24 protein-coding genes are annotated in these 25,092 nt (G+C 63.3%); 14 read left to right on the forward strand and 10 right to left on the reverse strand.

Annotation, left to right across the window (positions count from 1 at the left end):
- Positions 1–53 precede the first annotated feature (53 nt).
- Entirely contained in the window at positions 54–491 is a 438-nt protein-coding gene (locus tag CAG11_RS14590; protein WP_085596864.1) for a hypothetical protein, read from the forward strand.
- Complete coding sequence (locus CAG11_RS14595) at positions 488–892, forward strand: META domain-containing protein (RefSeq protein ID WP_022640245.1); 405 nt, start codon at positions 488–490, stop codon at positions 890–892. The genes CAG11_RS14590 and CAG11_RS14595 overlap by 4 nt, the downstream gene beginning before the upstream one ends.
- 42 nt (positions 893–934) lie before the next feature.
- Here CAG11_RS14595 and CAG11_RS14600 read toward each other — a convergent pair whose 3' ends face one another.
- Positions 935–1,399 (reverse strand): TlpA disulfide reductase family protein, encoded by a 465-nt coding sequence (locus CAG11_RS14600; RefSeq protein WP_031320315.1) that lies wholly within the window; start codon positions 1,397–1,399, stop codon positions 935–937.
- 139 nt (positions 1,400–1,538) lie between these two features.
- Between CAG11_RS14600 and arsC the strand changes: the two genes are divergently transcribed.
- From arsC to CAG11_RS14635, 7 genes are all read left to right on the forward strand, one after another.
- Entirely contained in the window at positions 1,539–1,892 is a 354-nt protein-coding gene (gene arsC / locus CAG11_RS14605) for an arsenate reductase (glutaredoxin) (protein ID WP_085596865.1), read from the forward strand.
- Positions 1,889–2,503 (forward strand): NAD(P)H:quinone oxidoreductase, encoded by a 615-nt coding sequence (gene wrbA, locus CAG11_RS14610; protein WP_022640248.1) that lies wholly within the window; start codon positions 1,889–1,891, stop codon positions 2,501–2,503. Before arsC ends, wrbA begins: the two co-directional genes overlap by 4 nt.
- Complete coding sequence (locus tag CAG11_RS14615) at positions 2,487–2,909, forward strand: DUF2069 domain-containing protein (RefSeq protein WP_085596866.1); 423 nt, start codon at positions 2,487–2,489, stop codon at positions 2,907–2,909. Before wrbA ends, CAG11_RS14615 begins: the two co-directional genes overlap by 17 nt.
- Positions 2,910–3,020: 111 nt before the next feature.
- The gene (locus CAG11_RS14620) at positions 3,021–3,692 is read left to right on the forward strand and encodes a DNA-3-methyladenine glycosylase I (RefSeq protein WP_085596867.1); all 672 of its coding nucleotides are present in this window, start codon (positions 3,021–3,023) and stop codon (positions 3,690–3,692) included.
- Positions 3,693–4,224: 532 nt separating this feature from the next.
- The gene (locus CAG11_RS14625; RefSeq protein WP_256578571.1) at positions 4,225–4,824 is read left to right on the forward strand and encodes a histidine phosphatase family protein; all 600 of its coding nucleotides are present in this window, start codon (positions 4,225–4,227) and stop codon (positions 4,822–4,824) included.
- Positions 4,825–5,101: 277 nt separating this feature from the next.
- Positions 5,102–6,835, forward strand: coding sequence for a lipid IV(A) 4-amino-4-deoxy-L-arabinosyltransferase (gene arnT / locus CAG11_RS14630; RefSeq protein ID WP_085596869.1), 1,734 nt, complete (start codon positions 5,102–5,104; stop codon positions 6,833–6,835).
- Positions 6,836–6,954: 119 nt separating this feature from the next.
- Positions 6,955–8,490, forward strand: coding sequence for a glycosyltransferase family 39 protein (locus CAG11_RS14635; protein WP_085596870.1), 1,536 nt, complete (start codon positions 6,955–6,957; stop codon positions 8,488–8,490).
- A 46-nt stretch (positions 8,491–8,536) separates the two neighbouring features.
- On the opposite strand, the gene ttcA is transcribed toward CAG11_RS14635, so the two are convergent.
- A complete protein-coding gene (ttcA, locus tag CAG11_RS14640; protein ID WP_022640254.1) occupies positions 8,537–9,361 on the reverse strand; it encodes a tRNA 2-thiocytidine(32) synthetase TtcA in 825 nt (274 codons plus the stop codon).
- 283 nt (positions 9,362–9,644) lie between these two features.
- Here ttcA and CAG11_RS14645 point away from each other — a divergent pair, with 283 nt between their 5' ends.
- A complete protein-coding gene (locus CAG11_RS14645; protein ID WP_085596871.1) occupies positions 9,645–10,247 on the forward strand; it encodes a Yip1 family protein in 603 nt (200 codons plus the stop codon).
- 146 nt (positions 10,248–10,393) lie between these two features.
- Positions 10,394–10,888, forward strand: a complete 495-nt coding sequence (locus CAG11_RS14650) for a SprT family zinc-dependent metalloprotease (RefSeq protein ID WP_085596872.1) — start codon at positions 10,394–10,396, stop codon at positions 10,886–10,888.
- A gap of 7 nt (positions 10,889–10,895) precedes the next feature.
- Here CAG11_RS14650 and CAG11_RS14655 read toward each other — a convergent pair whose 3' ends face one another.
- A complete protein-coding gene (locus tag CAG11_RS14655; RefSeq protein ID WP_085596873.1) occupies positions 10,896–12,077 on the reverse strand; it encodes a CaiB/BaiF CoA-transferase family protein in 1,182 nt (393 codons plus the stop codon).
- 147 nt (positions 12,078–12,224) lie between these two features.
- Positions 12,225–13,556 (reverse strand): dicarboxylate/amino acid:cation symporter, encoded by a 1,332-nt coding sequence (locus CAG11_RS14660; RefSeq protein WP_022640258.1) that lies wholly within the window; start codon positions 13,554–13,556, stop codon positions 12,225–12,227.
- Between the two features lie 335 nt (positions 13,557–13,891).
- Between CAG11_RS14660 and CAG11_RS14665 the strand changes: the two genes are divergently transcribed.
- Positions 13,892–14,890 carry an AraC family transcriptional regulator gene (locus CAG11_RS14665; RefSeq protein ID WP_085596874.1) on the forward strand — a complete coding sequence of 333 codons (999 nt, stop codon included), beginning with the start codon at positions 13,892–13,894 and terminating at the stop codon, positions 14,888–14,890.
- Positions 14,891–14,899: 9 nt separating this feature from the next.
- Here the strand turns inward: CAG11_RS14665 and CAG11_RS14670 are convergent, their stop codons facing one another.
- The 3 genes from CAG11_RS14670 to CAG11_RS14680 all read right to left on the reverse strand — a co-directional run bounded on the left by CAG11_RS14670 (position 14,900) and on the right by CAG11_RS14680 (position 17,639).
- Positions 14,900–16,246: an ATP-binding protein gene (locus tag CAG11_RS14670; RefSeq protein WP_085596875.1), complete on the reverse strand. Its 1,347-nt coding sequence runs from the start codon at positions 16,244–16,246 to the stop codon at positions 14,900–14,902.
- Positions 16,243–16,920, reverse strand: a complete 678-nt coding sequence (locus tag CAG11_RS14675; protein WP_022640261.1) for a response regulator — start codon at positions 16,918–16,920, stop codon at positions 16,243–16,245. The genes CAG11_RS14670 and CAG11_RS14675 overlap by 4 nt, the downstream gene beginning before the upstream one ends.
- A 116-nt stretch (positions 16,921–17,036) precedes the next feature.
- On the reverse strand, positions 17,037–17,639 hold the full coding sequence (locus CAG11_RS14680) for an outer membrane beta-barrel protein (RefSeq protein ID WP_085596876.1): 603 nt from the start codon (positions 17,637–17,639) through the stop codon (positions 17,037–17,039).
- 207 nt (positions 17,640–17,846) lie between these two features.
- On the opposite strand from CAG11_RS14680, the gene CAG11_RS14685 reads away from it, so the two are divergent.
- Positions 17,847–18,572: a 4'-phosphopantetheinyl transferase gene (locus CAG11_RS14685; RefSeq protein ID WP_085596877.1), complete on the forward strand. Its 726-nt coding sequence runs from the start codon at positions 17,847–17,849 to the stop codon at positions 18,570–18,572.
- A gap of 3 nt (positions 18,573–18,575) precedes the next feature.
- On the opposite strand, the gene CAG11_RS14690 is transcribed toward CAG11_RS14685, so the two are convergent.
- Both CAG11_RS14690 and CAG11_RS14695 read right to left on the reverse strand, forming a co-directional pair.
- Entirely contained in the window at positions 18,576–20,186 is a 1,611-nt protein-coding gene (locus tag CAG11_RS14690; RefSeq protein ID WP_085596878.1) for an ATP-binding protein, read from the reverse strand.
- Positions 20,183–20,905, reverse strand: a complete 723-nt coding sequence (locus CAG11_RS14695) for a response regulator (protein ID WP_085596879.1) — start codon at positions 20,903–20,905, stop codon at positions 20,183–20,185. Before CAG11_RS14695 ends, CAG11_RS14690 begins: the two co-directional genes overlap by 4 nt.
- Positions 20,906–21,666: 761 nt before the next feature.
- On the opposite strand from CAG11_RS14695, the gene CAG11_RS14700 reads away from it, so the two are divergent.
- On the forward strand, positions 21,667–24,558 hold the full coding sequence (locus CAG11_RS14700) for a ribonucleoside-diphosphate reductase subunit alpha (protein WP_085596880.1): 2,892 nt from the start codon (positions 21,667–21,669) through the stop codon (positions 24,556–24,558).
- Between the two features lie 237 nt (positions 24,559–24,795).
- Here the strand turns inward: CAG11_RS14700 and CAG11_RS14705 are convergent.
- Positions 24,796–25,092, reverse strand: a 297-nt coding sequence (locus CAG11_RS14705) for a flagellar hook-basal body complex protein (RefSeq protein ID WP_143494587.1), incomplete at its 5' end; no start/stop codon positions are given.

Raw genomic sequence — 25,092 nt, forward strand, 5'->3', positions numbered from 1 at the left:
CGCCCTGTGGCGCCGGGGCCCGTGCTAGCATACGCGGCAGATTTGGAGGACCCATGGTCGAACACGATTTCCGCTACACCCTGATGAGCCCGCAACACACCCTGATCGAATGCCGCGCACTGGTGCCGGGCCGCTATCAAGTCACCGGCAACGGTGGCTCGATCCGCGCCAGCGACGTGCTGCTGGTCACCCTCAAGGGCAGCAAGGACTTGTCCATGCGCCTGACGGTGGACACCGTTCGCCACCTGATCAACCCGGTCGGCCAATGGGTCGCGGTCGCCAGCGGCCCGGTCTTCGGCGAACTGGCCATCCACCAATGGCAGGTCAACTGCGATAGCTGCGCCACCCAGTTGGACTTCGAATTCGCGGTGGATGCCAAGCTTGGCGAAAAGGCGCGCCAACCCGCCGCCAGCGCACGGATCGCCGAACTCGGCTGGAGCAGCGAAGGCGAGCGCCACCTGTGCCCTCGATGCCGCCAGGCGGCGCAATGAAACGCCTGGCGCTGGTCCTGGCACTGGGCGCTGGCCTGCTGGGCTGCGCCGCCGAGCCGCTGCAGCTCAAGCAAGACCGCAGCTATATCCTGGAATGGATCGGTGAGCGTCCGCTCATCGACTACAGCCACCTGACCATCACCCTGGGCGAGGATGGCCGCGCCTACGGCAATGGCGGCTGCAACCACTGGTTCGCCCCTTATACCCTGGATGGCCAGAAGCTCAGCTTCGGCAAGGTGGGCAGCACCCGCAAGCTCTGTGCCCCGGCCCTGATGGAACAGGAACGACGCTTCCTCCAGGCCCTGGAGACCGTCGAACGCTGGGATATCTCGCCCATCGAGCAGGTACGCTTCTGGCCTGCCGAAGGCAAGCCGCTGCGCTGGTGGCTGGAAGAAGGCTGACTGTCCTGCGCCGTGGCCACCGGGTGGCCACGGCGCCCCTCATCAATGACCGCGCAGGGCCTGCAGTTTCGCCAATACCCCTGCCGCGGTCTGTTCACCCAGCAGTTGCTCCCGCACCTTGCCCTGGTCGTCGATGATGTAGGTCACCGGCAGCGCCTCGGTGCGTGGCAGGTCGAAGATCGGCGAAGGATCCTGGGCCAGCACGGTGAACTTGATCCCCAGCTTCTCGCTGGCGCTCTTGAGCTCCTCGCCCTGCACGTTGTCGAAGTTGACCCCCAATACCGTCACCGACTGCCCCTTGAGCTGCTCGTCCAGGGCGTTCAGCTCGGGCACCTCGGTCCGGCACGGACCACACCATTCGGCCCAGTAGTTGAGCACCAGCCACTGCTTGTCGAGGCGTTCGGAGGCGACTTTGCGGCCATACTGGTCGACCCCGTAGTCATTGCCACAACCGCCCAGCAATAGGGTCGTGATGATCGCCAATGCCGCTGCCAATTGCCTTGCCATGCCTGTTTTCCCGTCTTTGAAAGTGTCTTGGATGATCCACGGCCACCCATGGCCGCTGCGACCGAACGACTCTCGAGGTTCAGCAGAGCCCGTCGCGCGGTTAGAATAGCCGCCACCTTACGCAAGATGCGACCCGCACATGACCGACCTGACGCTTTATCACAACCCGCGCTGCTCGAAATCCCGTGCCGCACTGGAGCTGCTGGAACAACGCGGCCTGGCCCCGACTGTGGTCCGCTACCTGGAAACCCCACTGGACGCCGCCCAACTGCGCAGCCTCCTGGGCAAGCTCGGCATCGGCGCCCGTCAGTTGCTGCGCACCGGCGAAGACGAGTACAAGGAGCTCGGGCTGGCAGACACCAGCCTCAGCGAAGAGCAGTTGATCGCTGCCATCGCCCAGCACCCCAAGCTGATGGAGCGCCCGGTTCTGGAAGCCGGTGACAAGGCCGTCATTGGCCGACCACCGGAAAACGTGCTGGAGATCCTGCCTTGAGCACGCCGTACATCCTGGTGCTGTACTACAGCCGCAATGGCTCCACCAGCGAGATGGCCCGGCAGATCGCCCGAGGCATCGAGCAAGCCGGCCTGGAAGCCCGCCTGCGTACCGTCCCGGCCATTTCCGCCGAATGCGAAGCCGTGGCCCCGGCCATCCCCGACAGCGGTGCGCTGTATGCCAGCCTCGACGACCTGAAGAACTGCGCCGGCCTGGCCATGGGCAGCCCGACCCGTTTCGGCAACATGGCGGCGCCGCTCAAGTACTTCCTCGACGGTACCAGCAACCTGTGGCTGACCGGCGCCCTGGTGGGCAAGCCCGCTGGCGTGTTCACCTCCACCGCCAGCCTGCATGGCGGCCAGGAAGCCACCCTGCTGTCGATGATGCTGCCCTTGCTGCACCACGGCATGTTGATCACCGGCTTGCCCTACAGCGAATCGGCGCTGCTGGAGACCCAGGGCGGCGGCACCCCCTACGGCGCCAGCCACCATGCCGGCGCGGATGGCAAGAGCCCGCTGGACCAGCACGAGATCGCTCTGTGCCGGGCCTTGGGCCTGCGCCTGGCCAAGACCGCCCAGCGACTGGAGAACGGCCGTGGCCAAGAAGCCTAAGATCCTGCCCGAGATCCACTGGCTACAACCCCGGGTGCGAGTGGCCCGGGCCCTTAGTCTTATGTGTTTCTTCGCCCTGGTGGGCCTGCTGTGCATCTATTACCTGCTGGTCGCCGACCTGCACGGCGCCCGGCCCTGGGTGATCCTGCTGATCGAGCTGGTGCCCCTGTTGCTGATGGCGCCCGGCATGCTCAGTGGCAGCGCCCGCGGGCACTCCTGGATGTGTTTCGTGGTCAACCTGTACTTCATCAAGGGCGCGCTGGCGGCCTATGACCCGAACCGCCAGTTGTTCGGCCTGCTGGAAATGTTCGCCAGCCTCGCGGTGTTCACTTCCTCGCTGCTGTACGTGCGCTGGCGCTTCCAGCTCAACCGCCGGCTGGCCGGCGAAGGCGCCACCCCGGCCTGAGGCAAGATGCAAGCCCCCATCGCAAGATGCCGGGGCTTGCATCCATGCCAGCCGCCCCCACCTTGCACAACGGACCTTCTGACCGACACTCCCGATCCGACCGGAGCAGGCATGCACGATTACAAATGGCTGAATGAATACTGTCTCAACCGCTTCGGCTCCGCCGCAGCCCTGGAGGCGCGGCTGCCGACTCCGACCAGCGACGACTACCTGCGCACCCTGGGGGCCGATCGCTACCTGTCGCTGCTGGCCCTGCGGGTCTTTCGCGCCGGCCTGAAGCACAGCCTGGTTGACGCCAAGTGGCCAGTCTTCGAACAAGTGTTCTTCGGCTTCGACCCCCACAAAGTGGTGCTGATGGGGGCCGAGCACCTGGAGCGGCTGATGCAGGACACGCGGATCATTCGCCACCTGGGCAAGCTCAAGAGCGTCCCGCGCAATGCCCAGATGATCCTCGACGTGGAGCAGCAGCACGGCAGCTTCGGCAGCTTCATCGCCGACTGGCCGGCCCAGGACATCACCGGCCTCTGGCAGTACCTGGCCAAGCACGGCAACCAGCTGGGCGGCCTCTCGGCGCCGCGCTTCCTGCGCATGGTGGGCAAGGACACCTTCATTCCTTCCCAGGACGTGGTGGCAGCCCTCAATGCCCAGCGCATTGTCGACAAGGTACCCAGCAGCAAACGCGACCAGGCCCTGGTACAAGCGGTGTTCAATCAGTGGCAGCAAGAGAGCGGCCGTCCGCTGTGCCAGCTGTCGGCGATGCTGGCCTACACCGTCAACCACTGATCCCTGTCCACTTCCAGAGCATCTCCCTGCCTGCAACGGGCAGGGAGATCTTCCTCACTTTCGCCCAACCGACTACGCAAGCTGACAATAAGCTGAACTAAACGCGGGGATTTCTCACTCGCTGTTTGCGATCGGATAAAGTCCGCCTGAACTTTCCATACGATTAAAAACAATCAGCAAAGGCTTGGTGGAATCGACATTCTGCAATCATTAGCCATGTACAAACGAACTACGAGGCATTGATCAGGCCAACAAGCTGAACAAAGGCTGTCGGCTTTTAAAATAATGATCGTGATCCATTCGTTTTTTTCACATTGCTTTCACCCTTCGCTAACCCGGCACGCTCTAGATTGGCAAGCAGTTGCAGCACAGGTCCCGTTACCGGTCTTTTCAGAACATCAGCTCCAACCCGAATGACAAGCCCTCTTCCAGAACAGTTCAGGTAAGCGAAGTGATCGACACTGCTAAATCCGGCACGGGCACCGAGGCCTCGCGTCCAAACCGATTCCGCAAGGCCATGGCATGGGCCAGTGTGGCAGTCTTGGCAATCCTGGTCAGCGGCTTCGTGCTCTGGCCTGGCGCGCCCCTGGACCTGGGAGCCGCCAACCAGATGGAAAGCGCAGGCATGTACCGTCATTGGAACAGCGGCGAAGTGATCGCCCTGGTGCGCCATGCCGAACGCTGCGACCGTTCGCCTACTCCCTGCGTAGGGCCTGGAGATGGCATCACATTGGCCGGAAGCAGCATGTCCAGGAGGCTGGGCCGGGCATTCCAGGTCCTGGGCATGGACTCTACCGATGTCCTCAGCAGCCCCGCCACCCGCACCCGGCAAACCGCGGAATTCATGTTCGGCCAGCCCGCGAAAACCCAGGACTGGCTGCTCAGTTGCGGTAGCCAGCTTGGCGAAACGATCAAGGCGCACAAGGCTGCGCGACGCAACCTGGTGCTGGTCACCCACAGCGATTGCATCAGCGACCTGGAGAGCCAACTGGGCTTCGAGCATGCCCCCCACAGTCAGTACAACAGTTCGCTGTTCGTCACCCTGAACAGCGATGGCACGTTGCAGATACTTGGCAGCATCAAGGTCGAGGACTGGCAACAGGCACTTGGACCGGAGGCAGCCAAGCTATAACTCTTTTTTACAACACCCCAACAGATTTCACTCAACGCAAAGACACACTAGACGCTTGAGCAAGTTGACTTCGATAGAACTTGTACTAATAGAAGAAACTATCGCGCTACTTATAAAAGCACCGCACCAGTAACAGGACCACGTCACAGCTATAAAGACGGCCACCTGGGACTCTTTGCGAGCTAAAAATACTGAGCTTGCTAACTAGTAATGCTTTATCGGCTGCATTCGATACAAGTAACGCCCCAGCTTCCAGCAGATGACTTAGAGGACACCAATGCACCGCACCTTGCCACCCCAGGCTTATGGAACAAGCACTACGCCGGTCGGCTACACCGTGGGTGCAAGTACGACCGACATCCTGCAACGCTGGGGGCTGCTCTTTCTTTTGCTGGCCTTCGGCTTGTTCTACCTGCTGCCACTGACCGGCCATGGCTTGTGGATCCCGGATGAAACCCGCTACGCGCAGATCAGCCAGGAAATGCTGCAGAGCGGCGATTGGGTCGCACCGCACTTCATGGGCATCCGCTACTTCGAAAAACCCATTGCCGGCTACTGGATGATCGCCATCGGCCAGGCCATCTTCGGCGACAACCTGTTCGGCGTGCGTATCGCTTCCGCCGTGAGCACTGGCCTGAGCGTGGTACTGGCCTACCTGGTCACCCGCCGGATGTGGAGCGACCCACGCAAGAGTTTCACCGCAGCCTTGCTGTACATGAGCTTCGGCCTGGTGGCCGGCCAGGCCGGGTATTCCAACCTCGACCCGCAGTTCACCTTGTGGGTCAACCTGAGCCTGGTGGCGTTGTGGTTCGCCCTGCACAGCCAAACCGTGCGCGCCCGCCTCCTGGCTTGGGCTGCCCTGGGCGCAGCCTGTGGCATGGGGTTCATGACCAAGGGCTTTCTGGCCTGGCTGCTACCGGTGCTGATCGCCCTACCCTACGCGCTCTGGCAGCGCCGCCTCGGCCAACTGTTGCGCTACGGCCTGGTGGCGGTGCTGGTGGCGGTGCTCATCAGCCTGCCCTGGGTGCTGAGCATCCATGCCCAGGAACCGGACTTCTGGCGTTTTTTCTTCTGGCATGAACATATCCGCCGCTTTGCCGCCGAGAACGCCCAGCACACCCGCCCATGGTGGTTCTACTTGCCGATCCTGGTGGTTTCGAGCCTGCCGTGGGCGGCCCTGCTGCCCGGCACCCTGCTCCAGGCCTGGAAGGACAAGCGCCAGGCCGCCACGGGCTTCCTCCTGCTGTGGATGATCCTGCCGCTGGCGTTCTTCAGCCTGAGTCGAGGCAAGCTGCCGACCTACATCATGCCGTGCTTGCTGCCCCTGGCCGTGCTCATGGGCCATGCCCTGGTGGAGCGCATCAACGCCGGCCAGGGCCGGGGGATCCGCCTCAACGCCCTGCTCAACCTGGCGATCGGCGTTGGCGCCCTGGTGGGGCTGCTGGTCCTGCAGATCACCCGGCCGGTGTACGGCCACGATGAAATGCTCGGCCTGTCCCTGGTGTTCATCATGCTCATGGGCTGGATCATCGCCAACCTGCTGCCCGTCTCCAAACCGCTGCAATACTGGGCGGCACCGGCCCTGGGTATCTGGCTGCTGGTGGCGCTGCTACCGGCGGGCATGCCGGCGATGATCGTCCACAAGGAAATGCCCGACCAGTTCATCAAGGAACACCTTGTGGAGCTGCAACAAAGCAAGACCCTGTTGAGCAATGACCTGGGCACGGCATCGGCCTTGGCCTGGCGCCTGCAACGCCCGGAGGTGGCGCTGTACAACACCGAGAGCGAACTGAAGTACGGCCTGGCATACGCCGATTCGATCCAGCGCAAGGTCAGCATGGAGAACGTCGGCCAGTGGATGGAAGCGGCGCGCAGCCAGGGATCGGTCGGGGTGGTCATGCGGGTCAAGGATGTGGTGGAAAACCAGGAGCTGGCGCTGCTGCCGCCAGGCGGCAAGCGCTATACGAAGGGCAACCTGGTGATCCTGATCCTGCCGGCAACCCAGCCCTGATCCGCGCACCCTGATACCTGCTGACAACGTCAGCGTCGGCCCAGTCCAACGCTGGCGTTTTACACGTGCGACGGCGATGGACCGCCTCTTCCTCGATCCTGTCCACGGAAATCCCACCGATGAAGACCCACAGCAACGAACGCAAGGCCCTGGCCCTGCTGCTCGGCGTGTCCACCCTGATCCTGCTGCTCGGCCTGGGCTCGCGCGAACTATGGGGCCCGGAAACCCGCTGGGCCAACATCGTGCTGCAGATGCTGCAGAGCGGCGATTACTTCGATCCCTATCTCAAGGGCAGTCCCTATTACGACAAACCCCTGCCCTCCTACTGGCTGATCGTCGCCAGCACCTGGCTGACCGGAGGCCTGGGACATTGGTCGCTACGATTGTCCTCGGTACTGGCCGCCTGGCTGAGCATCTGGCTGGTGTACCGGCTGGGCGAGCAGCTGTTGCGCAAGGGCACGGGCCTGATCGCCGGCTGGATGCTGGCCACCACCTTCTATTTCATCTTCTGGGCCCGGGTCGCCACCGCCGACATTCTCACCGTGTGCGGGGTGCTAGCCGCGGTGTGGTGGTACTGGCGGGGCCCGGAAGATACCCGCCTGGGCCGCTACACGGTGTTCTTCCTGATTTTGGCGATCACCTCACTGCTCAAGGGGTTGATCGGCTTTGTCCTGCCAGGCCTGATCCTGCTGCCGCATCTGCTGGCCCAGGGGCGCTGGAAGCGCCACCTCAACCTGCGCCTGGCCCTGGCAATACTGCTGGCCGGTGCCTTGTACATGGTGCCGTTCCTGCTCTCGCATCTATATGGCACGCCGCATTCCGGAGAAAGCGGCCTGAGCCTGGTATTTCGCGAGAACGTCGTCCGCTTCTTCGAACCGTTCGACCATGTCGGGCCGATCTACACCTACCTGGTGTACCTGCCGCTCTACACTTTGCCCTGGGCCCCTTGCTGGATCCTCGGGCTCTGGGTCGCAACCCGGCATTGGCGCCAGTTGCACGCCAACGAACGCTGGCTGGTCTGGGCCCTGGGCTTGCTGTTCCTGTTTTTCACCGCCAGCGGCAGCCGGCGCAGCTACTACGTCCTGCCCCTGGTGCCCTTCGCCCAGTTGCTGGGTGCCTGGTGGCTGTCCCGACGACTGGAGCTGGCACGGGACCTCGGCCGGGAGCGCAGTCGCGGCTGGAACCTGGGATTGGCCAGCGCCGCCATGGTGATGCTGTTGGTGCTGGGGCTGGCCTACCCCTGGAGCAACGGCGGTGGCGGAGTGCTCGGTTTCGCCGCGCAGGTCAAGGCCGAGGCCAGCCGGATAGCTCCCTGGAACCAATGGCGAATGGTGATGGTGGAGGTCGACAACAAGCTGCCGATGTACGTGCAGAACCAGGGGGCGCCGTTCTACTACGTGCCCGGGAACCAGGATTTCCCGAAGCGCGGCACCAGCGCCGACTTCATGGCCTGGCTGGAGCGCACCAGCGGCCAGCACTGGGACCCCCAGCGCACCCTGATCTTCGTGGCACAGGACAACAAAGGCCCGCAGTTGCTGGAGTACCTGGGTGACGATCACCAGGTGATCAGGACCCAACCGACCAATGGCGAACGGCTGGCCGGCAAACCCGCGGAAGGCAACCTGGCGTTCATTCCCCATCCCGCCACGGAATGAAACAGCGCGCCGCGCCGGCAATGAGCGGCGCGGCAAACTCCCGGGCTTAGAGATTCACTACGTTGACGAAGCGCGGCGTGGCGCTTTCATCGATACGCAGGCTGGTGAAGTCGAACAGGTTGCGGTCCGCCAGCTGGGACGGGATGACGTTCTGCAGGCCGCGGAAGATGCTCTCGGTCCGACCCGGGCTCTTGCGCTCCCACTCCTGGAGCATTTCCTTGACCACCTGGCGCTGCAGGTTCTCCTGGGAACCACAGAGGTTGCAGGGGATGATCGGGAACTGCTTGAGGTCGGAATAGGCCTGGATGTCCTTCTCGCTGCAGTAGGCCAGCGGACGGATCACCACGTTACGCCCATCGTCGGCCAACAACTTGGGAGGCATGGCCTTGAGCGAGCCGTTGTAGAACATGTTGAGGAAGAAGGTCTCGACTATGTCGTCGCGATGGTGACCCAGGGCCATCTTGGTCGCGCCGATCTCGTCGGCGAAGGTGTACAGGGTGCCCCGACGCAGGCGCGAGCACAGCGAGCAGGTAGTCTTGCCTTCCGGCACCAGCTCCTTGACCACCGAGTAGGTGTCCTTCTCGACGATGTGGTACTCGATCCCCAGTTCCTTGAGGTAGGCCGGCAGTACGTGCTCGGGGAAGCCAGGCTGCTTCTGGTCCATGTTCACCGCGACGATCTCGAACTTGATCGGGGCCACCTTCTGCAGGTGCAGCAGCACGTCGAGCATGGTGTAGCTGTCCTTGCCGCCGGACAGGCAGACCATGACCTTGTCGCCATCTTCGATCATGTTGAAATCGGCGACCGCTTCGCCCGCCTGCCGGCGAAGGCGTTTCTGCAGTTTGTTCTGGTTGACCGTAAGAGTGCCCATGGCGCTTGGAATCCGCGAGGTGTGTGACGAAAAGCCGGACATTTTACGCAAAAACACCCGCCCCGCGAAAGCGCTGCCGAGCAGCGGCCACCGAGTCCAAAGTGACAGAGGTCCTGGCGATTAGCCCAGGTTTTTACAGCGCAATTTGCTCTAAAGAGGCGTACATCTGGCGACAACTCCTCCCTATACTGCGACATAAGGTCGCACATACAGACCTGCACTGTGCCACGTGGTTGTAGCGCTCCGCTGGGGGGCGATGGTAACAACAAAGGAGTGACTGACCATGATTCATCATGTCGTAGGACTCTTCACCCACCCCGATCAGGAATGGCGAGACATCCGTGGCGATGCCGAAGAAAGCATCAGCCACATGTACCTCACCCACACGTTGATCCTGGCGGCGATCCCCGCCATCTCGGCCTTCATCGGTACCACCCAGGTCGGCTGGGTCATCGGCAGTCGCGCGCCGGTGATGTTGACCAGTGAAAGCGCCCTGTGGATGACCATCCTGTCGTACCTGGCCATGCTCGGCGGTGTCGGGGTCATGGGCGGCTTCATCCACTGGATGGCCCGCACCTACGACGCCAATCCGAGCCTGGCCCGCTGCGTAGCCTTCGCCACCTATACCGCGACCCCGTTGTTCGTCGGCGGCCTGGCGGCGCTCTATCCACACATGTGGCTGGGCATGATCGTCGGCACGGCGGCCATCTGCTACACGGTCTACCTGCTCTACGTCGGGCTGCCGACCTTCATGAACATCCCGTCCGATGAAGGTTTCCTGTTCTCCAGCTCGGTACTGGCGGTGGGATTGGTGGTGCTGGTGGCGATCATGGCGTTCACCGTCATCGTCTGGGGCCTGGGCGTCGGCCCCATCTACACCAACTGACGCCGCGCCAATAATAATCCTCTGTCTGCCAATACAGGCCGCCGCAAGGCGGCCTTCCTCTTTCCGGGGATGACCATTGGGCGGCTGGGCGGTTCGGATTCAGCGGCCTTTGCGGCATACTCGAGCGCTCTGGAGAACCGCCAAGCATGCCCGAGCAACTCAATACCCGCGTCGAAGACTGTTTCCTACTCGCTGAATCCTTTTTCAAACGTCCCTTCAAGCGCCCAGTGGTCAGCCTCAAGTTGCGTGGCCAGAAAGCCGGGGTCGCCCACCTGCACGAGAACCTGCTGCGCTTCAACCCGCAGCTGTACCGGGAGAACACCGAGGACTTCCTCAAGCAGACCGTGGCCCACGAAGTGGCGCACCTGATCGCCCACCAGCTGTTCGGCGACCGCATCCAGCCCCACGGCGAGGAGTGGCAGTTGATCATGCGCGGGGTCTACGAACTGCCGCCCAATCGCTGCCATACCTACGAGGTGCAGCGGCGCAGCGTGACCCGCTATATCTACCGCTGCCCCTGCGCCCAGAGCGATTTTCCGTTTTCCGCCCAGCGCCACAAGCTGGTGGCCCAGGGGCGGCGCTACCTGTGCAGGAGCTGCCGGCAGACGCTGGTCTACAGCGGCGAAACCCGGGTCGAATGACCTGCCCCTAGGCGATCACCCGGTCGCGTCGCAATGCCTCGATCCGCTCGGCGTCGTATCCCAGCTCCGCCAACACCTCGGCGGAATGGGCCCCCAGCCTTGCACCGACATGTCGCGGCTCGGGCAGGCCCGCGGAAAACTTCAGCGGACAAGCGATCTGCGCCTGCCGGCTGCCGTCCTCGCGGGGCACCTGGCTGACCAGCTGGCGCGCCTGCAATTGTGGATGCTCCAAGGCCTCGGCCAGGCCCAGAACCGGCTCGACACAGGCATCCAGGCCCTCGAACAGGCGGCACAACTTGGCAAAATCATGCTTCTCGAATTCGACCTGCAGGGCCTGCTTGAGGGCTTGCTGCTGTTCGGGAACAGGCGACAGCCCCTGGGCCGCCAGCTCCGGCCGCCCCAGGGCCGCGCACAACTGCTGCATGAACCCCGGCTCCAGGCTGCCCACCGACAACCAGCGCCCGTCGCGGGTACGGTAGTAGTCATAGAAACTGCCACCGTTGAGCACTTGCTGCTCCATGCCGGGCTCCACCCCACAAGCCAGGTAGCCGGCACCGGCCATGGCGTGGAGGCTGAACACGCAATCGGTCATGCTCACGTCCAGGTGCTGGCCCTGGCCGTTGTGCTGGCGGGCGATCACCGCGGCCAGCAGGCCGATCACCCCGTGCAGGGAACCGCCGGCGATGTCCGCCGCCTGGATCCCCAGGGGCAACGGCCCTTGTTCCCGGCGGCCGGTCTGGCTGGCCAGGCCGGCCAGGGCCAGGTAGTTGATGTCGTGCCCGGCGCGGTCCTTGTAGGGGCCGGTCTGGCCGTAGCCGGTGATGGACACGTAGATCAGACCCGGGTTGATCGCCTTCAAGGCCTCGTAGCCCAGCCCCAGGCGCTCCATCACTCCCGGGCGGAACTGCTCGAGGACGATGTCGTAGTCCTGCACCAGTTGCCGTACCACTTCCAGGGCTTCAGGTCGCTTCAGGTCCAGGGCCAGGCTGCGCTTGTTGCGGTTGAGGTAGGCATGGCTGGCCGATACGCCCTGGTCGTGGGGCGGCAGGACCCGCAGCAAGTCCATGCGGGTCGGTGACTCGATGCGCAGCACCTGCGCGCCCATGTCCGCCAGCAGCAGCGAAGCGAACGGCCCCGGCAGCAGGGTGGAGAAATCCAGTACCTTGAGTGACGCCAACGGCCCTTGCATGTGCCTCTCCTTCTGATCGACTGCCCACAGAGTAGGCAGCCGCGGCACGTCCGCCAATCACCGCAACGGTCAGCGGCAATGACCGTTGCGCTCAAGTCCCGGGCAATAAAAAACCCGCCGAAGCGGGTTTTTCATGGACAACGCAGCTTACTTGACGCTTGGCGCCGGGCCTTCGGCCACGCCCAGGTCGTCGGTTTCGCGGGTATCGATGATCGCCCGGCCACCGGATGCCAGCTCGGCTTGCAGCTGGTCTTCGTCCAGCTCCTTGACCCACTTGGCGACCACCAAGGTGGCCACGGCGTTGCCCACCAGGTTGGTCAGGGCACGGGCTTCGGACATGAAGCGGTCGATGCCGAGGATCAGCGCCAGGCCGGCCACTGGCAGGTGGCCCACGGCCGACAGGGTGGCCGCCAGGACGATGAAGCCGCTACCGGTGACGCCGGCAGCACCCTTGGAGGACAGCAGCAACACCAACAGCAGGGTGATCTGGTGGGTGATGTCCATGTGGCTGTCGGTGGCCTGGGCGATGAACACCGCGGCCATGGTCAGGTAGATCGAGGTGCCGTCCAGGTTGAAGGAGTAACCGGTAGGGATCACCAGGCCGACCACCGACTTCTTGGCGCCCAGGCGCTCCATCTTGATCAGCATGCGTGGCAGCGCCGACTCCGAGGAGGAAGTGCCCAGTACGATCAGCAGTTCCTCACGGATGTAGCGGATCAGCTTGATCACGCTGAAGCCGTGGGCACGGCAGATGGCGCCCAGGACCACCAGCACGAACAGCACGCAGGTGATGTAGAAGCAGATCATCAGCTGGCCCAGTTGCACCAGCGAACCCACGCCGTAGGCGCCGATGGTGAACGCCATGGCACCCAGCGCGCCCAGGGGAGCCAGCTTCATGATCATGTTGATGATGTTGAACATCACATGGGCGAAGCGGTCGATGAAGTCCAGGATCGGCTTGCCGTAGGCGCCCAGGCGATGCAGGGCGAAACCGAAGATCACCGAGAACATCAGCACTTGCAGGATGTCGCCGTTGGCAAAGGCACCGACGATGGTCGCCGGGATGACGTTGAGAATGAAGGCGACGACGCTCTGCTCGCTACCGGCAGTCACGTAGGCGGCGACTTTCGAGGCGTCCAGGGTCGAGGCGTCGATATGCATGCCGGCGCCCGGCTGCACGACGTTGACCACCACCAGGCCGATCAGCAGGGCGATGGTGGAAACGATTTCGAAGTACAGCAGCGCGTAGCCACCGGTCTTGCCCACCGACTTCATGTTCTGCATGCCGGCGATACCACTCACCACGGTGCAGAAAATGATCGGCGCGATGACCATCTTGATCAGTTTGATGAAGCCGTCACCCAAGGGCTTGAGGGCCACGCCCGCCTGGGGATAGAAGTGACCGAGCAGGATGCCGATGGCGATGGCAACGATCACCTGGAAATACAGGGATTTGTACAGTGGCTGACGAGTCGTCATTGCAAAGTTCCTCAAGAGCCCCGGCATGCTGCTTCCATCACGGCATGCGGTGCCTAAAGTGCGAACCCTCCTGCGCTGGAGGGATTTGTTGTGTCGAGCTGCGTACAGGCAGATCTGCAGGCTCTATCGCAAGGCCCGTGCCACCTTGTAAAAAATCCATACAAGCCTTTTAAAACAAGGGGTTAGAACCGAACTCCGTTTCCAGTGAGCAACGATGAACTTGGCGGATTTCCGCCCACTCGTCGATTCTCGTCCTACAATTTGGCGGATATCCGCCTTGTTCCCTCATCGAGGTGCTGGCTAATATCCGCCACTCAATGGACGGACCTGCCTGCATGCGCGAACGTACTATCGCCAGCCACTTTGCCCGGGCCGCCCTCGGCGGCGCGCATCGTCGCGGCTATGACTACCTGCCGCTGCTGCAGCGCCTGGGCATCAGCCCCGAGTTACTGCACCAGCCCAGGGCCCGCATCGCTCCCGAGCAGTTCACCCAGCTGCTGCAACAGCTATGGCTGGAAATGGACGACGAATACCTGGGGTTCGGCGATGGACCGAGCAAACCCGGGACCTTCGCCATGATGTGCCACGCCCTGATCCACTGCCGCACCCTGGAGAAGGCACTCCATCGCGGATTACTGTTTTATAGCCTATTCCCGCAGGCCCCGCGGCTGAGCCTGACGCGTGAAGGAGACATGGCCCGCCTGAGCCTGGACGACTCCGCCCTCTGGGACCCCGAGCACTTTCTCAGCGAATGCCTGCTGGTGATCTGGCACCGGCTGGGCAGCTGGCTGATCGGCCAGCGAGTCCGCCTGGAACAAGCTTGCTTCAGCTATCCGCGCCCTGAACACGGGGCGGAATACGACTTGCTCTTCCCCTGCCCGCTGCAGTTCGACCAGCCCCACAGCAGCTTGCTGTTCCACAGCCGCTACCTGGGCATGCCCTTGCTGCAGGATGAACGGACCCTCAAGCACTTTCTCGAACGCTCCCCCGCCGACCTGCTGTCGCGCCCCGATGAAGGCGACAGCCTCGCCAGCCAGCTGCGCCGCCTGCTGGCCCGCGATCGCGAACACTGGCCGGACCTGGAAAGCGTCGCCCAGCACATGCACGTCAGCCCCCAGACCCTGCGCCGGCATCTACGGGAAGAAGGCTTGAGCTTCCAGGAACTCAAGGACGAGCTGCGGCGCGATATCGCCATCTATCACCTGGGGCGCGCCGACCTGTCGTTGCAACAGATCGCCGAACAACTGGGGTTTTCCGAACCATCGGCCTTCCATCGGGCCTTCAAGAAATGGACCGGGCTGACCCCGGGCGCCTATCGCGCCCGGACCCAGTGAGCAACCACGCTAAAGGACCGGGAAGTGAATCCGGAAGGCCGCCCCGCCCAGGGCCGAATCCCCCAGGGCCAGGCGCGCGCCGTAGCTTTCGATGATGTCCTTGACCACCGCCAGGCCGATGCCCTGCCCCGGATGCTGGCGATCCAGGCGCTCGCCACGCTGGAGGATCCGTGCCCGCTGGTCCGGCGGCACTCCCGGCCCGTCGTCCTCCACGCACAACTCGGAACCATCGAGGCTCTCGCGCACGCTGATGCGCACCGACCCCAGGCACAGGCGGTAGGCGTTTTCCAGCAGGTTGCCCAGCAGCTCCAGCAAGGCACCGTGCTCGATCGGCAAGTAGCAGCGCTCGGGCAGGTCGAACGAGACCCGTACCTGCTTGTCGCGATAGACCTTGTCCAGGGTGTCGCACAGGCTCTGCAACAATGGCCGCAGGCGTACCTGGTGGCGCACCAGGCCGCTCTTGCGCAGGCTGGCTCGCTGCAGCTGGTAGCTGATCTGCTGGCTCATGCGTTCGATCTGGGTTTGCAGGACCCAGGCCTGCTCACGATCCTGGGGCCGCAGGGCCATGTCCTCGCTGACCCCTTGCAATACCGTCAGCGGGGTCTTGAGGCTGTGGGCCAGATCGTCCAGGGAGTCCCGATAGCGGCTACGCTGGTCGCGCTCGCTTTGCAGCAGGCGGTTGAGCGACCCCGTCAGGCGCAGCAGCTCGCGCGGATGTTCCTCGCTCAGGCTCTGGCGGGTGCCGCTCTCGATCTGGTCCAGCTCCTGGCTCAGGCGTCGCAGCGCCTGCAATCCCCAGGTCAAGCCCAGCCAGAGCAGCGCCAGCAGCACCAGCAACGCCGCACCGAAGCCCAGGTAGAGGTTCTCGCGCACCCCTTCCAGGGTCTGCTGGTACTCGCGCACCGGCTGCAAGGCGACGATGCTGAACGCCGCGCTCTTGCCTCCCAGCAGCTTGATCTCGACGTCGTAGACGAAGAACTCCTGGCCATTGGCCTCGCGGATCCGGGCGAACTCGTTGCCACGTCCGTCGTAGCGCGGCCGGTAGTTGATGTTCTCTTCCTGGGTAGCCCGGGAACGCCAGACCAGGTGCCCCTCGCGATCGTAGATGTAGCCCAGCAGCCGACTATCGGCGAGATTGAAACGCTCGTCGGGCAATTGCGCCGGCATTTGCAAGCGGTTGTCCTCGATGCGCGCAGCCGAGATCAGGGTGGTGACGTCCGAAGCCAGGCGCTGCTCGATGGAGTCTTGCAGGGCCAGGCTGAAAGCGCCCTGCATGGCTGGCAGCAAGGCCAGCATGAACAGGACCGCGAGGATGGTTGCGGCCAACATCAAGCGCAGGCGTAGCGAACGAATCATCGGCAGCGCTCATTGAACAGATAGCCCAGGCCGCGCACCGTGTCGATCGGCTTGAAGCCCGACGGCGCTTCAAGCTTGCGCCGCAACCGCCCCACCAGCACCTCGATGACATTCGGGTCGCGCTCGTCATCGTCCGGATACAACTGCTCCATCAGCCGGTCCTTGGCCACTACTTGCTGGTGATGGCGCATCAGGTATTCGAGGATCCGGTATTCGTAGGCCGTCAGGGCCAGGGGCTGCTCGTCCAGGGACGCCTGCTTGCGATTGAGGTCCAGCAGCAGTGGGCCGGCGACTATGGTCGACTGGGTGAAACCGCTGGAGCGCCGCAGCAACGCATTGAGCCGGGCTTCCAGCTCCTCGAACTGGAATGGCTTGACCACATAGTCGTCGGCGCCGGTGGCCAGGCCCTCGACCTTGTCCTGCCAGTTGCCACGGGCCGTGAGGATGAGGATCGGGAACGTCTTGCCCCGGGCGCGCAGCTGCCGGATCAGATCCAGCCCGCCCATGCCAGGCAGGCCCAGGTCGATCACCGCCAGGTCGTGGTTGAACTGCTCGGTCTGGTACAGCGCCTCTTCGGCATTGGCCACGGACTCGACGACATGACCGCTGTCGGTAAGGCGGGTTTGCAAGTGATGACGCAACAGCGCCTCATCCTCGACGACCAGCAATTTCATAATGCTCTCCCAGGCAAAATTCGACGTCTGCGGGGCACTCCTGCGCCCAGATGATTAATACGCCAACGCCGGACCGTGCCCAAGGCAAGGTCCGGCGTGGTTCAAGCCCGGCCGCTTCAGAAAGCGTAGTTGGCCGAGAGATAGGTCTGGGCGCTGCTGGTGAGACTCAGCGAACCCTGCTTGCCACCGCCCCGCTCGCTCATCTGGGTTCCGGCATTGCTGCGCAGGTACCGATAGCCGAGCTCCACCGAGGCATTTTGTGAAACCTGCTGCAGGACACCGGCCTGCCCCCCCAGCGCATAACCGATATCGCTGTCATGGCTGAACCCAGGGGACTTCTGGGTCAGCTTGGTCAGGCCGGCACTGGCGCCGCCGAACAGCCGGGTGCTGCTGGTCACCGGCAGGAACCGGTCATAACTGCCCAGCAGGTTCTGCTGACGCAGTTTAATGCCATTGTGCGAGCCGGAAACGTAGTCGTAGGTAGCGTAGTAGCGGCCCTGGTCATTCTGCTGACCAACCCGCAGCCCCCAGGTGTTGTCCTTGCCGATCACGCCATCGGTATTCGGATGGCCGAGATTGTTGTTGAGCGAACCGGATTTCTTGATCTTGTCGCTGGTCTGGCCGAAGGACAGGCTGGCGAAGTTGCTGTCAGCGGCCTGGGCGGCAGCGCTGGCACCGAGAACGGTAAAGGCCAGCAGCAGTTTTTTCAACGAAGTCATAGGAAACTTCCTTTGCGCTATTGACGTTTAGGTAAGGCGCAAGAGTAAACGTCCCGCCCTGAACTCCCACTGAACATCCCCTTAACCTTTCCTGAACCGGCGCGCCCCAAGGCATTGCGCCCGGCAACTGTTCGCAGCGCCAGCCGGCTCTCTTTATATAGAGCGCATGACTACCTTCCCTGGGCGCAACCCGGCACACTAGCGACCATGAACGAACGCCGACTCCTCCCCGCCTGCTGTACCGTCCCGCAAGCTTCCTGGCCCCTGCCGGAGGCCTTGCCCAATACCCTCTTGCTCAGTACCCGGTTCGACTCCAAGCAGTTGGCTGCCGACGACTTCCAGCGCAGCGGCATCGAGGCCCCAGCGAACATCCAGCGCTCGGTGGCCAAGCGCCAGGCCGAGTTCCTCGCCGGGCGCCTATGCGCCCGGAACGCCTTGTGGCAATTGCAAGGACTGGACTGGGTACCGGCGATCGGCGATGACCGTGCACCGGTTTGGCCGGAGCATATCTGCGGCTCGATCACCCACAGTACCGGCCGCGCCGCGGCCATCGTCGCCGATAAACAGCATTGGCGAGCCCTGGGCATGGACCTGGAAGTGATGCTCGAGAGAGAACGCTCGGCCAACCTGGCAGGACATATCCTGACCCCCGCCGAGCTGCAGCGCCGCGACCAGCTACCAGACGAACTGCACGCCCTGGCGGTGACCCTGACCTTCTCGATCAAGGAAAGCCTGTACAAGACCCTGTACCCGCTGGTGCGCAAGAATTTCTATTTCGAGCATGCCGAGGTGCTGGAGTGGAACCTCGATGGTCAAGTGCGCCTGCGCTTGCTGACCGAGTTGTCCGAGGAGTGGCACCAGGGTCGCGAGCTCGACGGCCAGTTCACCGTCGAGGACGGGCAGGTCCTGAGCCTCGTGGCCATTCCCGCCTGAGCCTTAGCGCGGCTCCTGCTGCCGTGGCCAGCTGAGGCTGAAGCAGGCGCCGCCCAGGCTCTTGCTGCGACCGATCAGTGCCCGGCCACCGTGCCAGTAGATGATCCGCCGCACGATCGACAGCCCCAATCCATGGCCGCCGGACGCCCGGGTCCGACTGTCATCCAGGCGCAGGAATGGCGTGAAGATTTTCTCCCAGGCGCTCTCGGGCACTCCAGGGCCATCGTCCTCCACATCCACCCGACAGCGCGACTGGCCCACCTGGTAGCTGACGGTCACCTGGGACTCGGCATGCCGCATGGCGTTGCCCACCAGGTTCTGCAGCGCGCGGTGCAGGTAACGCGGCTCGGCCTCGACCCAGGCACCATCGCAATCGGCGGCCGACAGGCACAGGCCACGCTGGACCTGGAGGTTGGCGCGCAACGGCGCCAGTTCGCCGATCACCTGGTTGATCAGGGCGTCCAGGTCGACCCGCTGGAAGTTCAGGGCCGGCGAACCCTGCTCCAGGCGAGCATAGGTGAGCATCTCGTCCACCAGCCGGTCGAGGTCCTGGATGTCGTTGTCCATGCCGTCCAGATGCTTGTGCCGTGCCTGGTCGGTACTCGCGGTGGCAATCATCTCCAGACCGAAACGCAGGCGCGCCACCGGGGTCCGCAACTCATGGGATACAGCACGTACCAGCTCGCGCTGGATCGCCAGCAACCGCTGCAGGTGTTCGGCCATGTCGTTGAAGGCCGCCGCCAGGCGCCCTACCGAATCCGCGCCCCTGGCCGGCACCCGGACTTCCAGGCTGCCCTTGGCGATACGCGTGGCAGCGGCCTCCAGGCCATTGACCCGGCGCTCCAGCTGGCGCACCAGCAGATAGACGATCAAGCCGATCAGGCTCAAGCCCAGCACCGCGATCAATACCAGCCACTGCGGCGGATAGGGATTCATCTGGTACAGCGGGCCTATCTCCAGCACCCAGGGCGTACCCACCAGCCCGGCGAACACCCGGATCGAATCTCCCCCCTTGCCCAGCGCCATCACGGTATCGCCTTCGGCGACCCGGCGGCGCTGGTCATCGTCCATGTCGGTGGCATCCAGGGTCGACAAGTGCATGTCGAAGCCGAACCCCTTGTCCTGCTTCAACGCCGCCAGGCGCTGGGGCTGCTCGGCCACGGGATAGCGTACCAACTCGTCCGCCAGCAGATAGATGGTGGCCCGGGCCAGTTGCTCGCTGATCTGCTGGACCTCGGCGCTGAGCAGCAGTTGTTCCTTGTCGCTGACCAGGCGGTAGACCCGGGCCGCGAACGGGCCGGTCTGCTCCACCAGGGCCTGGCCGCGCAGCACCCGGCCACGCTGGCTGCTATCCAGGTCGGTCTGGTTGAAAGTCTTGAGGCTCAGGGGAATGCCCAGCAGCCGCTCCCAGACGGCCAGGGCCCGGCGACGCTCGATCTCGCTCATCGGCTGCAGGTTGTCGGCCATCAGGGAGAAAGTGCCATGGGCCAGGCGCTCGCGGTATTGCTCGCTACGCACCTGGTTGAGCAAGTGCAGGGCCAGCACCCCCAGCAGCGCCACCAGGACCAGGGCGGCGCACATGCCGCCGTAGATACGCAGGAAGATCGAGTTCACGATGGCATGTCGGCAGCGGCTTCGGGCACGAACAGGTACCCCTTGCTGCGGATGGTCTTGATCAGCCGCGGATGCTCCGGGTCGTCGCCGATCTTGGGGCGGATGCGGGAGATACGTACGTCGATGGAGCGGTCCTGGCCGTCATAACCGATACCGCGCAAGGCCGTGAAGATTTCCTCGCGGGACAGGATTCGCCCGGCATTGGCCACCAGCAGCCACAGCAGGTCGAACTCGGCGCTGGTGAGCTCGATCCCGGCATCGCACAACCAGGCCTCGCGCAGGGCGTTGTCCACTACCAGGGGACCGAACTGCAGGCGCCGGGTCTTCTCCTGGGCAGGCTCCGGCGCCTCGCTGCGCCGTAGCAGGGCCTGGATCCGCGCCAGCAGCAAGCGCGGGCGCACCGGCTTGCAGACATAGTCATCGGCCCCCAGGTCCAGGCCCATGACCTGGTCCATGTCGTCGGTGCGCGCGGTGAGCATGAGGATCGGCCCGTCGTAGCGGGCGCGGACCTTGCGGCAGATGCTCAGGCCGTCTTCCCCCGGCAGCATCAGGTCGAGGATCACCAGGTCCGGCTGCTCGGCGATGATCCGCGCGGCGGCCAGGGCGCCGTTGCCCTCGATCGCCACCCGCAATCCGTTGCTCTCCAGATATTCCCGGGTCAACTCAGCCAGACGCTGGTCATCCTCGACAATCAGTACCTGCCAGGCTTCTTGCTCCACGCTCGACCTCTTCTTGTTTTTTGTTGCCAGCATTGGGCGCAACCGAACGCGTACATCCTTCTGTCATGAAAAAGGCCGATAACCGGCCCTGAAGGAGGCGCCTTGCGCGGTGGATCGCGACGGATTGTAGCAACCGCCGCAGGCCTTCATACAAGCCACTGAAACGGCTCGGACAGGACGGTTTTTTGTGATAGGGTTCGCGCCCGCAAAAATCCGTCCCCGGGCAATTTTTGCAGGTAAAAAACAGTGACAAACGGTTCCATGCAGCGGGACTGCGGGCTGCGAGAGTTTTACCCAGTCCATGCACACTTTACGCACAAACTTATCCACAGGCCGTACGTTGCAACCACCCCCCAAACGCATTATCTTGTAGCCCGGCGGCAAAAAAACCCTATATCTAGGGTTTTACCCAAAAAACCAAACACAATTCAGACAAGAAACTCAAGCGCTTTTCTTGCGCCCGTTTGGTGGAACCAATCGCTGTTTTAGAAGACCAACACCGCGCGTGCGGATGGCACCGTTTTCCACCCTGCCCAGGAGAAGACGGTACGGGTGTTGCAGCAACAGACTGCCACCCAGGAACAAGGTGTCGGAGCCCATGCCCGGCACCCAGGACTTCGGCATGGAAGCGGCGCCAAAAGCCCCCCTTCCTGAACTGTTCCGAAGTCGTCATGCCGGCCTGTGCCGGCTGCAGTGCTTCTGGACGGAACGGTGGGCACCTTCTTGGTGCCCAAATAAACATAGAGAACGTGGAGACACCCATGCAAACCGACACAACTCGCGAGAACCCGCAGGCCCATGCGCCGCAGGCCGGCGATTCCAACCTGGATCTGTCTGCTACCGCACCTGGCCAACTGCGCGTGATCAAGCGTAACGGCACTGTCGTTCCCTACACCGACGACAAGATCACCGTCGCTATCACCAAAGCGTTCCTCGCAGTTGAAGGCGGCACCGCTGCCGCCTCGTCGCGAATCCACGACACCGTGGCGCGCCTGACCGAACAGGTCACTGCCACCTTCAAGCGTCGCATGCCTTCGGGCGGCACCATCCATATCGAAGAGATCCAGGACCAGGTCGAACTGGCCCTGATGCGCGCCGGCGAACAGAAAGTCGCCCGCGACTACGTGATCTATCGCGACTCCCGTGCCAAGGAACGCGCCACCCGTTCCAGCAGCGAAGAGCCGGTGAACGCCCACCCTTCGATCCGCATCACCCGCGCCGACGGCAGCTTCGCGCCCCTGGACATGGGCCGCCTGGGCACCATCGTCAGCGAAGCCTGCGAAGGCCTGGAAGAAGTCGACGGCGACCTGATCCAGCGCGAAACCCTGAAGAACCTGTACGACGGCGTGGCCATCAAGGACGTCAACACCGCCCTGGTGATGACCGCCCGCACCCTGGTGGAGCGCGAGCCCAACTACTCGTTCGTCACCGCCCGCCTGCTGATGGACACCCTGCGCGCCGAAGCCCTGGGCTTCCTGGGCGTCGCCGAAAGCGCCACCCACCACGAGATGGCCGACCTGTACGCCAAGGCCCTGCCGGCCTACGTCGCCAAGGGCGTGGAGTTCGAACTGCTGAACCCGGTACTGGCCGAATTCGACCTGGAGAAACTGGGCAAGGCCATCAACCACGAGCGTGACCAGCAGTTCACCTACCTGGGCCTGCAGACCCTGTACGACCGCTACTTCATCCACAAGGATGGCGTGCGCTTCGAACTGCCTCAGATCTTCTTCATGCGCGTGGCCATGGGCCTGGCGATCGAAGAAAAACAACGCGAAGACCGCGCCATCGAGTTCTACAACCTGTTGTCGTCCTTCGACTACATGGCTTCGACCCCGACCCTGTTCAACGCCGGTACCCTGCGCCCGCAGCTGTCCAGCTGCTACCTGACCACGGTTCCGGATGACCTGTCGGGCATCTACGGCGCCATCCACGACAACGCCATGCTGTCGAAATTCGCCGGCGGCCTGGGCAACGACTGGACCCCGGTACGCGCCCTGGGCTCGTACATCAAGGGCACCAACGGCAAGTCCCAAGGCGTCGTGCCATTCCTGAAAGTGGTCAACGACACCGCCGTCGCGGTCAACCAGGGCGGCAAGCGCAAGGGAGCGGTCTGCGCCTACCTGGAAACCTGGCACCTGGACATCGAGGAATTCCTCGAGCTGCGCAAGAACACCGGTGACGACCGTCGCCGCACCCACGACATGAACACCGCCAACTGGATCCCGGATCTGTTCATGAAGCGCGTCTTCGACGACGGCAAGTGGACCCTGTTCTCGCCATCGGAAGTGCCTGACCTGCACGACCTGACCGGCAAGGCCTTCGAAGAGCGCTACGAGTACTACGAAGCCCTGACCGAGTACAACAAGATCAAGGTATTCAAGACCATCCAGGCCAAAGACCTGTGGCGCAAGATGCTGTCGATGCTGTTCGAGACCGGCCACCCATGGCTGACCTTCAAGGACCCATGCAACCTGCGCTCGCCGCAGCAGCACGTGGGCGTGGTCCACAGCTCGAACCTGTGCACCGAGATCACCCTGAACACCAACAAGGACGAGATCGCCGTCTGCAACCTGGGCTCGATCAACCTGCCGAACCACATCGTCGACGGCAAGCTGGATACCGCCAAGCTGGCACGCACCGTCAAGACCGCCGTGCGCATGCTCGACAACGTGATCGACATCAACTACTACTCGGTGCCGCAAGCGCAGAACTCGAACTTCAAGCACCGTCCAGTGGGCCTGGGCATCATGGGTTTCCAGGACGCGCTGTACCTGCAGCACATCCCGTATGGCTCCGACGCCGCTGTGAACTTCGCCGACAAGTCGATGGAAGCAGTCAGCTACTACGCCATCCAGGCTTCCTGCGACCTGGCCGATGAGCGCGGCGCCTACCAGACCTTCGACGGCTCGCTGTGGTCCAAGGGCATCCTGCCGCTGGACAGCCAGCAGATCCTGATCGAGGCCCGCGGCCAGAAGTACATCGACGTCAACCTGGAAGAGTCCCTGGACTGGGCACCGATCCGCGAACGCGTGAAGAAAGGCATCCGCAACTCGAACATCATGGCCATCGCGCCAACCGCGACCATCGCCAACATCACTGGCGTATCGCAGTCGATCGAGCCGACCTACCAGAACCTGTACGTGAAATCGAACCTGTCGGGCGAGTTCACCGTGATCAACCCGTACCTGGTACGCGACCTCAAGGCTCGCGGCCTGTGGGACTCGGTCATGATCAACGACCTGAAGTACTACGACGGCTCGGTACAGCAGATCGAGCGTATCCCGCAAGAACTGAAGGACCTGTACGCCACCGCGTTCGAAGTCGAGACCAAGTGGATCGTCGATGCCGCCTCCCGTCGCCAGAAGTGGATCGACCAGGCCCAGTCGCTGAACCTGTACATCGCCGGCGCTTCGGGCAAGAAGCTGGACGTGACCTACCGCATGGCCTGGTACCGTGGCCTGAAAACCACTTACTACCTCCGTGCACTGGCCGCCACCAGCACCGAGAAGTCCACCATCAACACCGGCAAGCTGAACGCTGTTTCCAGCGGCGGCGACCACGGTGACAGCTCGGTCCTGGCAGCCCCTGCCGGTCCTGCCCCGGTACCGAAGGCTTGCGCCATCGACGAGCCGGATTGCGAAGCTTGCCAATAAGCTGAGCAGACAGGCGCCTTCATTGGCGCCTGTGCCAACCCCCGATACGCCCCTGGTGTATCGGGGGTTTTCTTTTGCCCGCGACAAACTCCGCGCTAGCGGCCTCGCGAACAACTCCAGCCCCCTGCCTGACGCACGCCCGCACTCCGGGCCACCCCCGCAAAGACCAGCCAGCGGCGAACAGGCATAAAAAAGCCCCTCAGAGAGGGGCTTCTTGTCCAACACGCCAGAGTGGCATCAGGTCATCTGGATGATGGTCTGCATGATGGTGCTCTGGGTGGAGATGGTCTTGGCGTTCGCCTGGTAGTTGCTCTGGGCCTTGATCAGGTTCACCAGCTCGTTGGTCAGGTTGACGTTGGACTCTTCCAGGGAGTTGGACTGGATCGCGCCCAAGGTGCCGGTCTTGGGTGCGTCATAACCCGGGATGCCCGAGGAGTAGGTTTCCTTCCACTGGGTACCACCGATCGGCTGCAGGCCCTGTTCGTTGGTGAAGCTGGCCAGGGAGATCTGGCCGATCGGCTTGGTCTGCTCGTT

Origin of the sequence: Pseudomonas sp. B6(2017) (assembly GCF_002112765.1) — a bacterium.
GTDB lineage: Bacteria > Pseudomonadota > Gammaproteobacteria > Pseudomonadales > Pseudomonadaceae > Aquipseudomonas > Aquipseudomonas piscis.

Coding starts and splice junctions, on each gene's coding strand:
- CAG11_RS14700 (WP_085596880.1), top strand. CDS start 21,667: ATGCAAACCGACACAACTCGCGAGAACCCGCAGGCCCATGCGCCGCAG.
- arnT (WP_085596869.1), top strand. CDS start 5,102: ATGCACCGCACCTTGCCACCCCAGGCTTATGGAACAAGCACTACGCCG.
- CAG11_RS14635 (WP_085596870.1), top strand. CDS start 6,955: ATGAAGACCCACAGCAACGAACGCAAGGCCCTGGCCCTGCTGCTCGGC.
- ttcA (WP_022640254.1), bottom strand. CDS start 9,361: ATGGGCACTCTTACGGTCAACCAGAACAAACTGCAGAAACGCCTTCGC.
- CAG11_RS14645 (WP_085596871.1), top strand. CDS start 9,645: ATGATTCATCATGTCGTAGGACTCTTCACCCACCCCGATCAGGAATGG.
- CAG11_RS14650 (WP_085596872.1), top strand. CDS start 10,394: ATGCCCGAGCAACTCAATACCCGCGTCGAAGACTGTTTCCTACTCGCT.
- arsC (WP_085596865.1), top strand. CDS start 1,539: ATGACCGACCTGACGCTTTATCACAACCCGCGCTGCTCGAAATCCCGT.
- CAG11_RS14600 (WP_031320315.1), bottom strand. CDS start 1,399: ATGGCAAGGCAATTGGCAGCGGCATTGGCGATCATCACGACCCTATTG.
- CAG11_RS14685 (WP_085596877.1), top strand. CDS start 17,847: ATGAACGAACGCCGACTCCTCCCCGCCTGCTGTACCGTCCCGCAAGCT.
- CAG11_RS14675 (WP_022640261.1), bottom strand. CDS start 16,920: ATGAAATTGCTGGTCGTCGAGGATGAGGCGCTGTTGCGTCATCACTTG.
- CAG11_RS14620 (WP_085596867.1), top strand. CDS start 3,021: ATGCACGATTACAAATGGCTGAATGAATACTGTCTCAACCGCTTCGGC.
- CAG11_RS14655 (WP_085596873.1), bottom strand. CDS start 12,077: ATGCAAGGGCCGTTGGCGTCACTCAAGGTACTGGATTTCTCCACCCTG.
- CAG11_RS14660 (WP_022640258.1), bottom strand. CDS start 13,556: ATGACGACTCGTCAGCCACTGTACAAATCCCTGTATTTCCAGGTGATC.
- CAG11_RS14665 (WP_085596874.1), top strand. CDS start 13,892: ATGCGCGAACGTACTATCGCCAGCCACTTTGCCCGGGCCGCCCTCGGC.
- CAG11_RS14595 (WP_022640245.1), top strand. CDS start 488: ATGAAACGCCTGGCGCTGGTCCTGGCACTGGGCGCTGGCCTGCTGGGC.
- CAG11_RS14680 (WP_085596876.1), bottom strand. CDS start 17,639: ATGACTTCGTTGAAAAAACTGCTGCTGGCCTTTACCGTTCTCGGTGCC.
- CAG11_RS14670 (WP_085596875.1), bottom strand. CDS start 16,246: ATGATTCGTTCGCTACGCCTGCGCTTGATGTTGGCCGCAACCATCCTC.
- CAG11_RS14590 (WP_085596864.1), top strand. CDS start 54: ATGGTCGAACACGATTTCCGCTACACCCTGATGAGCCCGCAACACACC.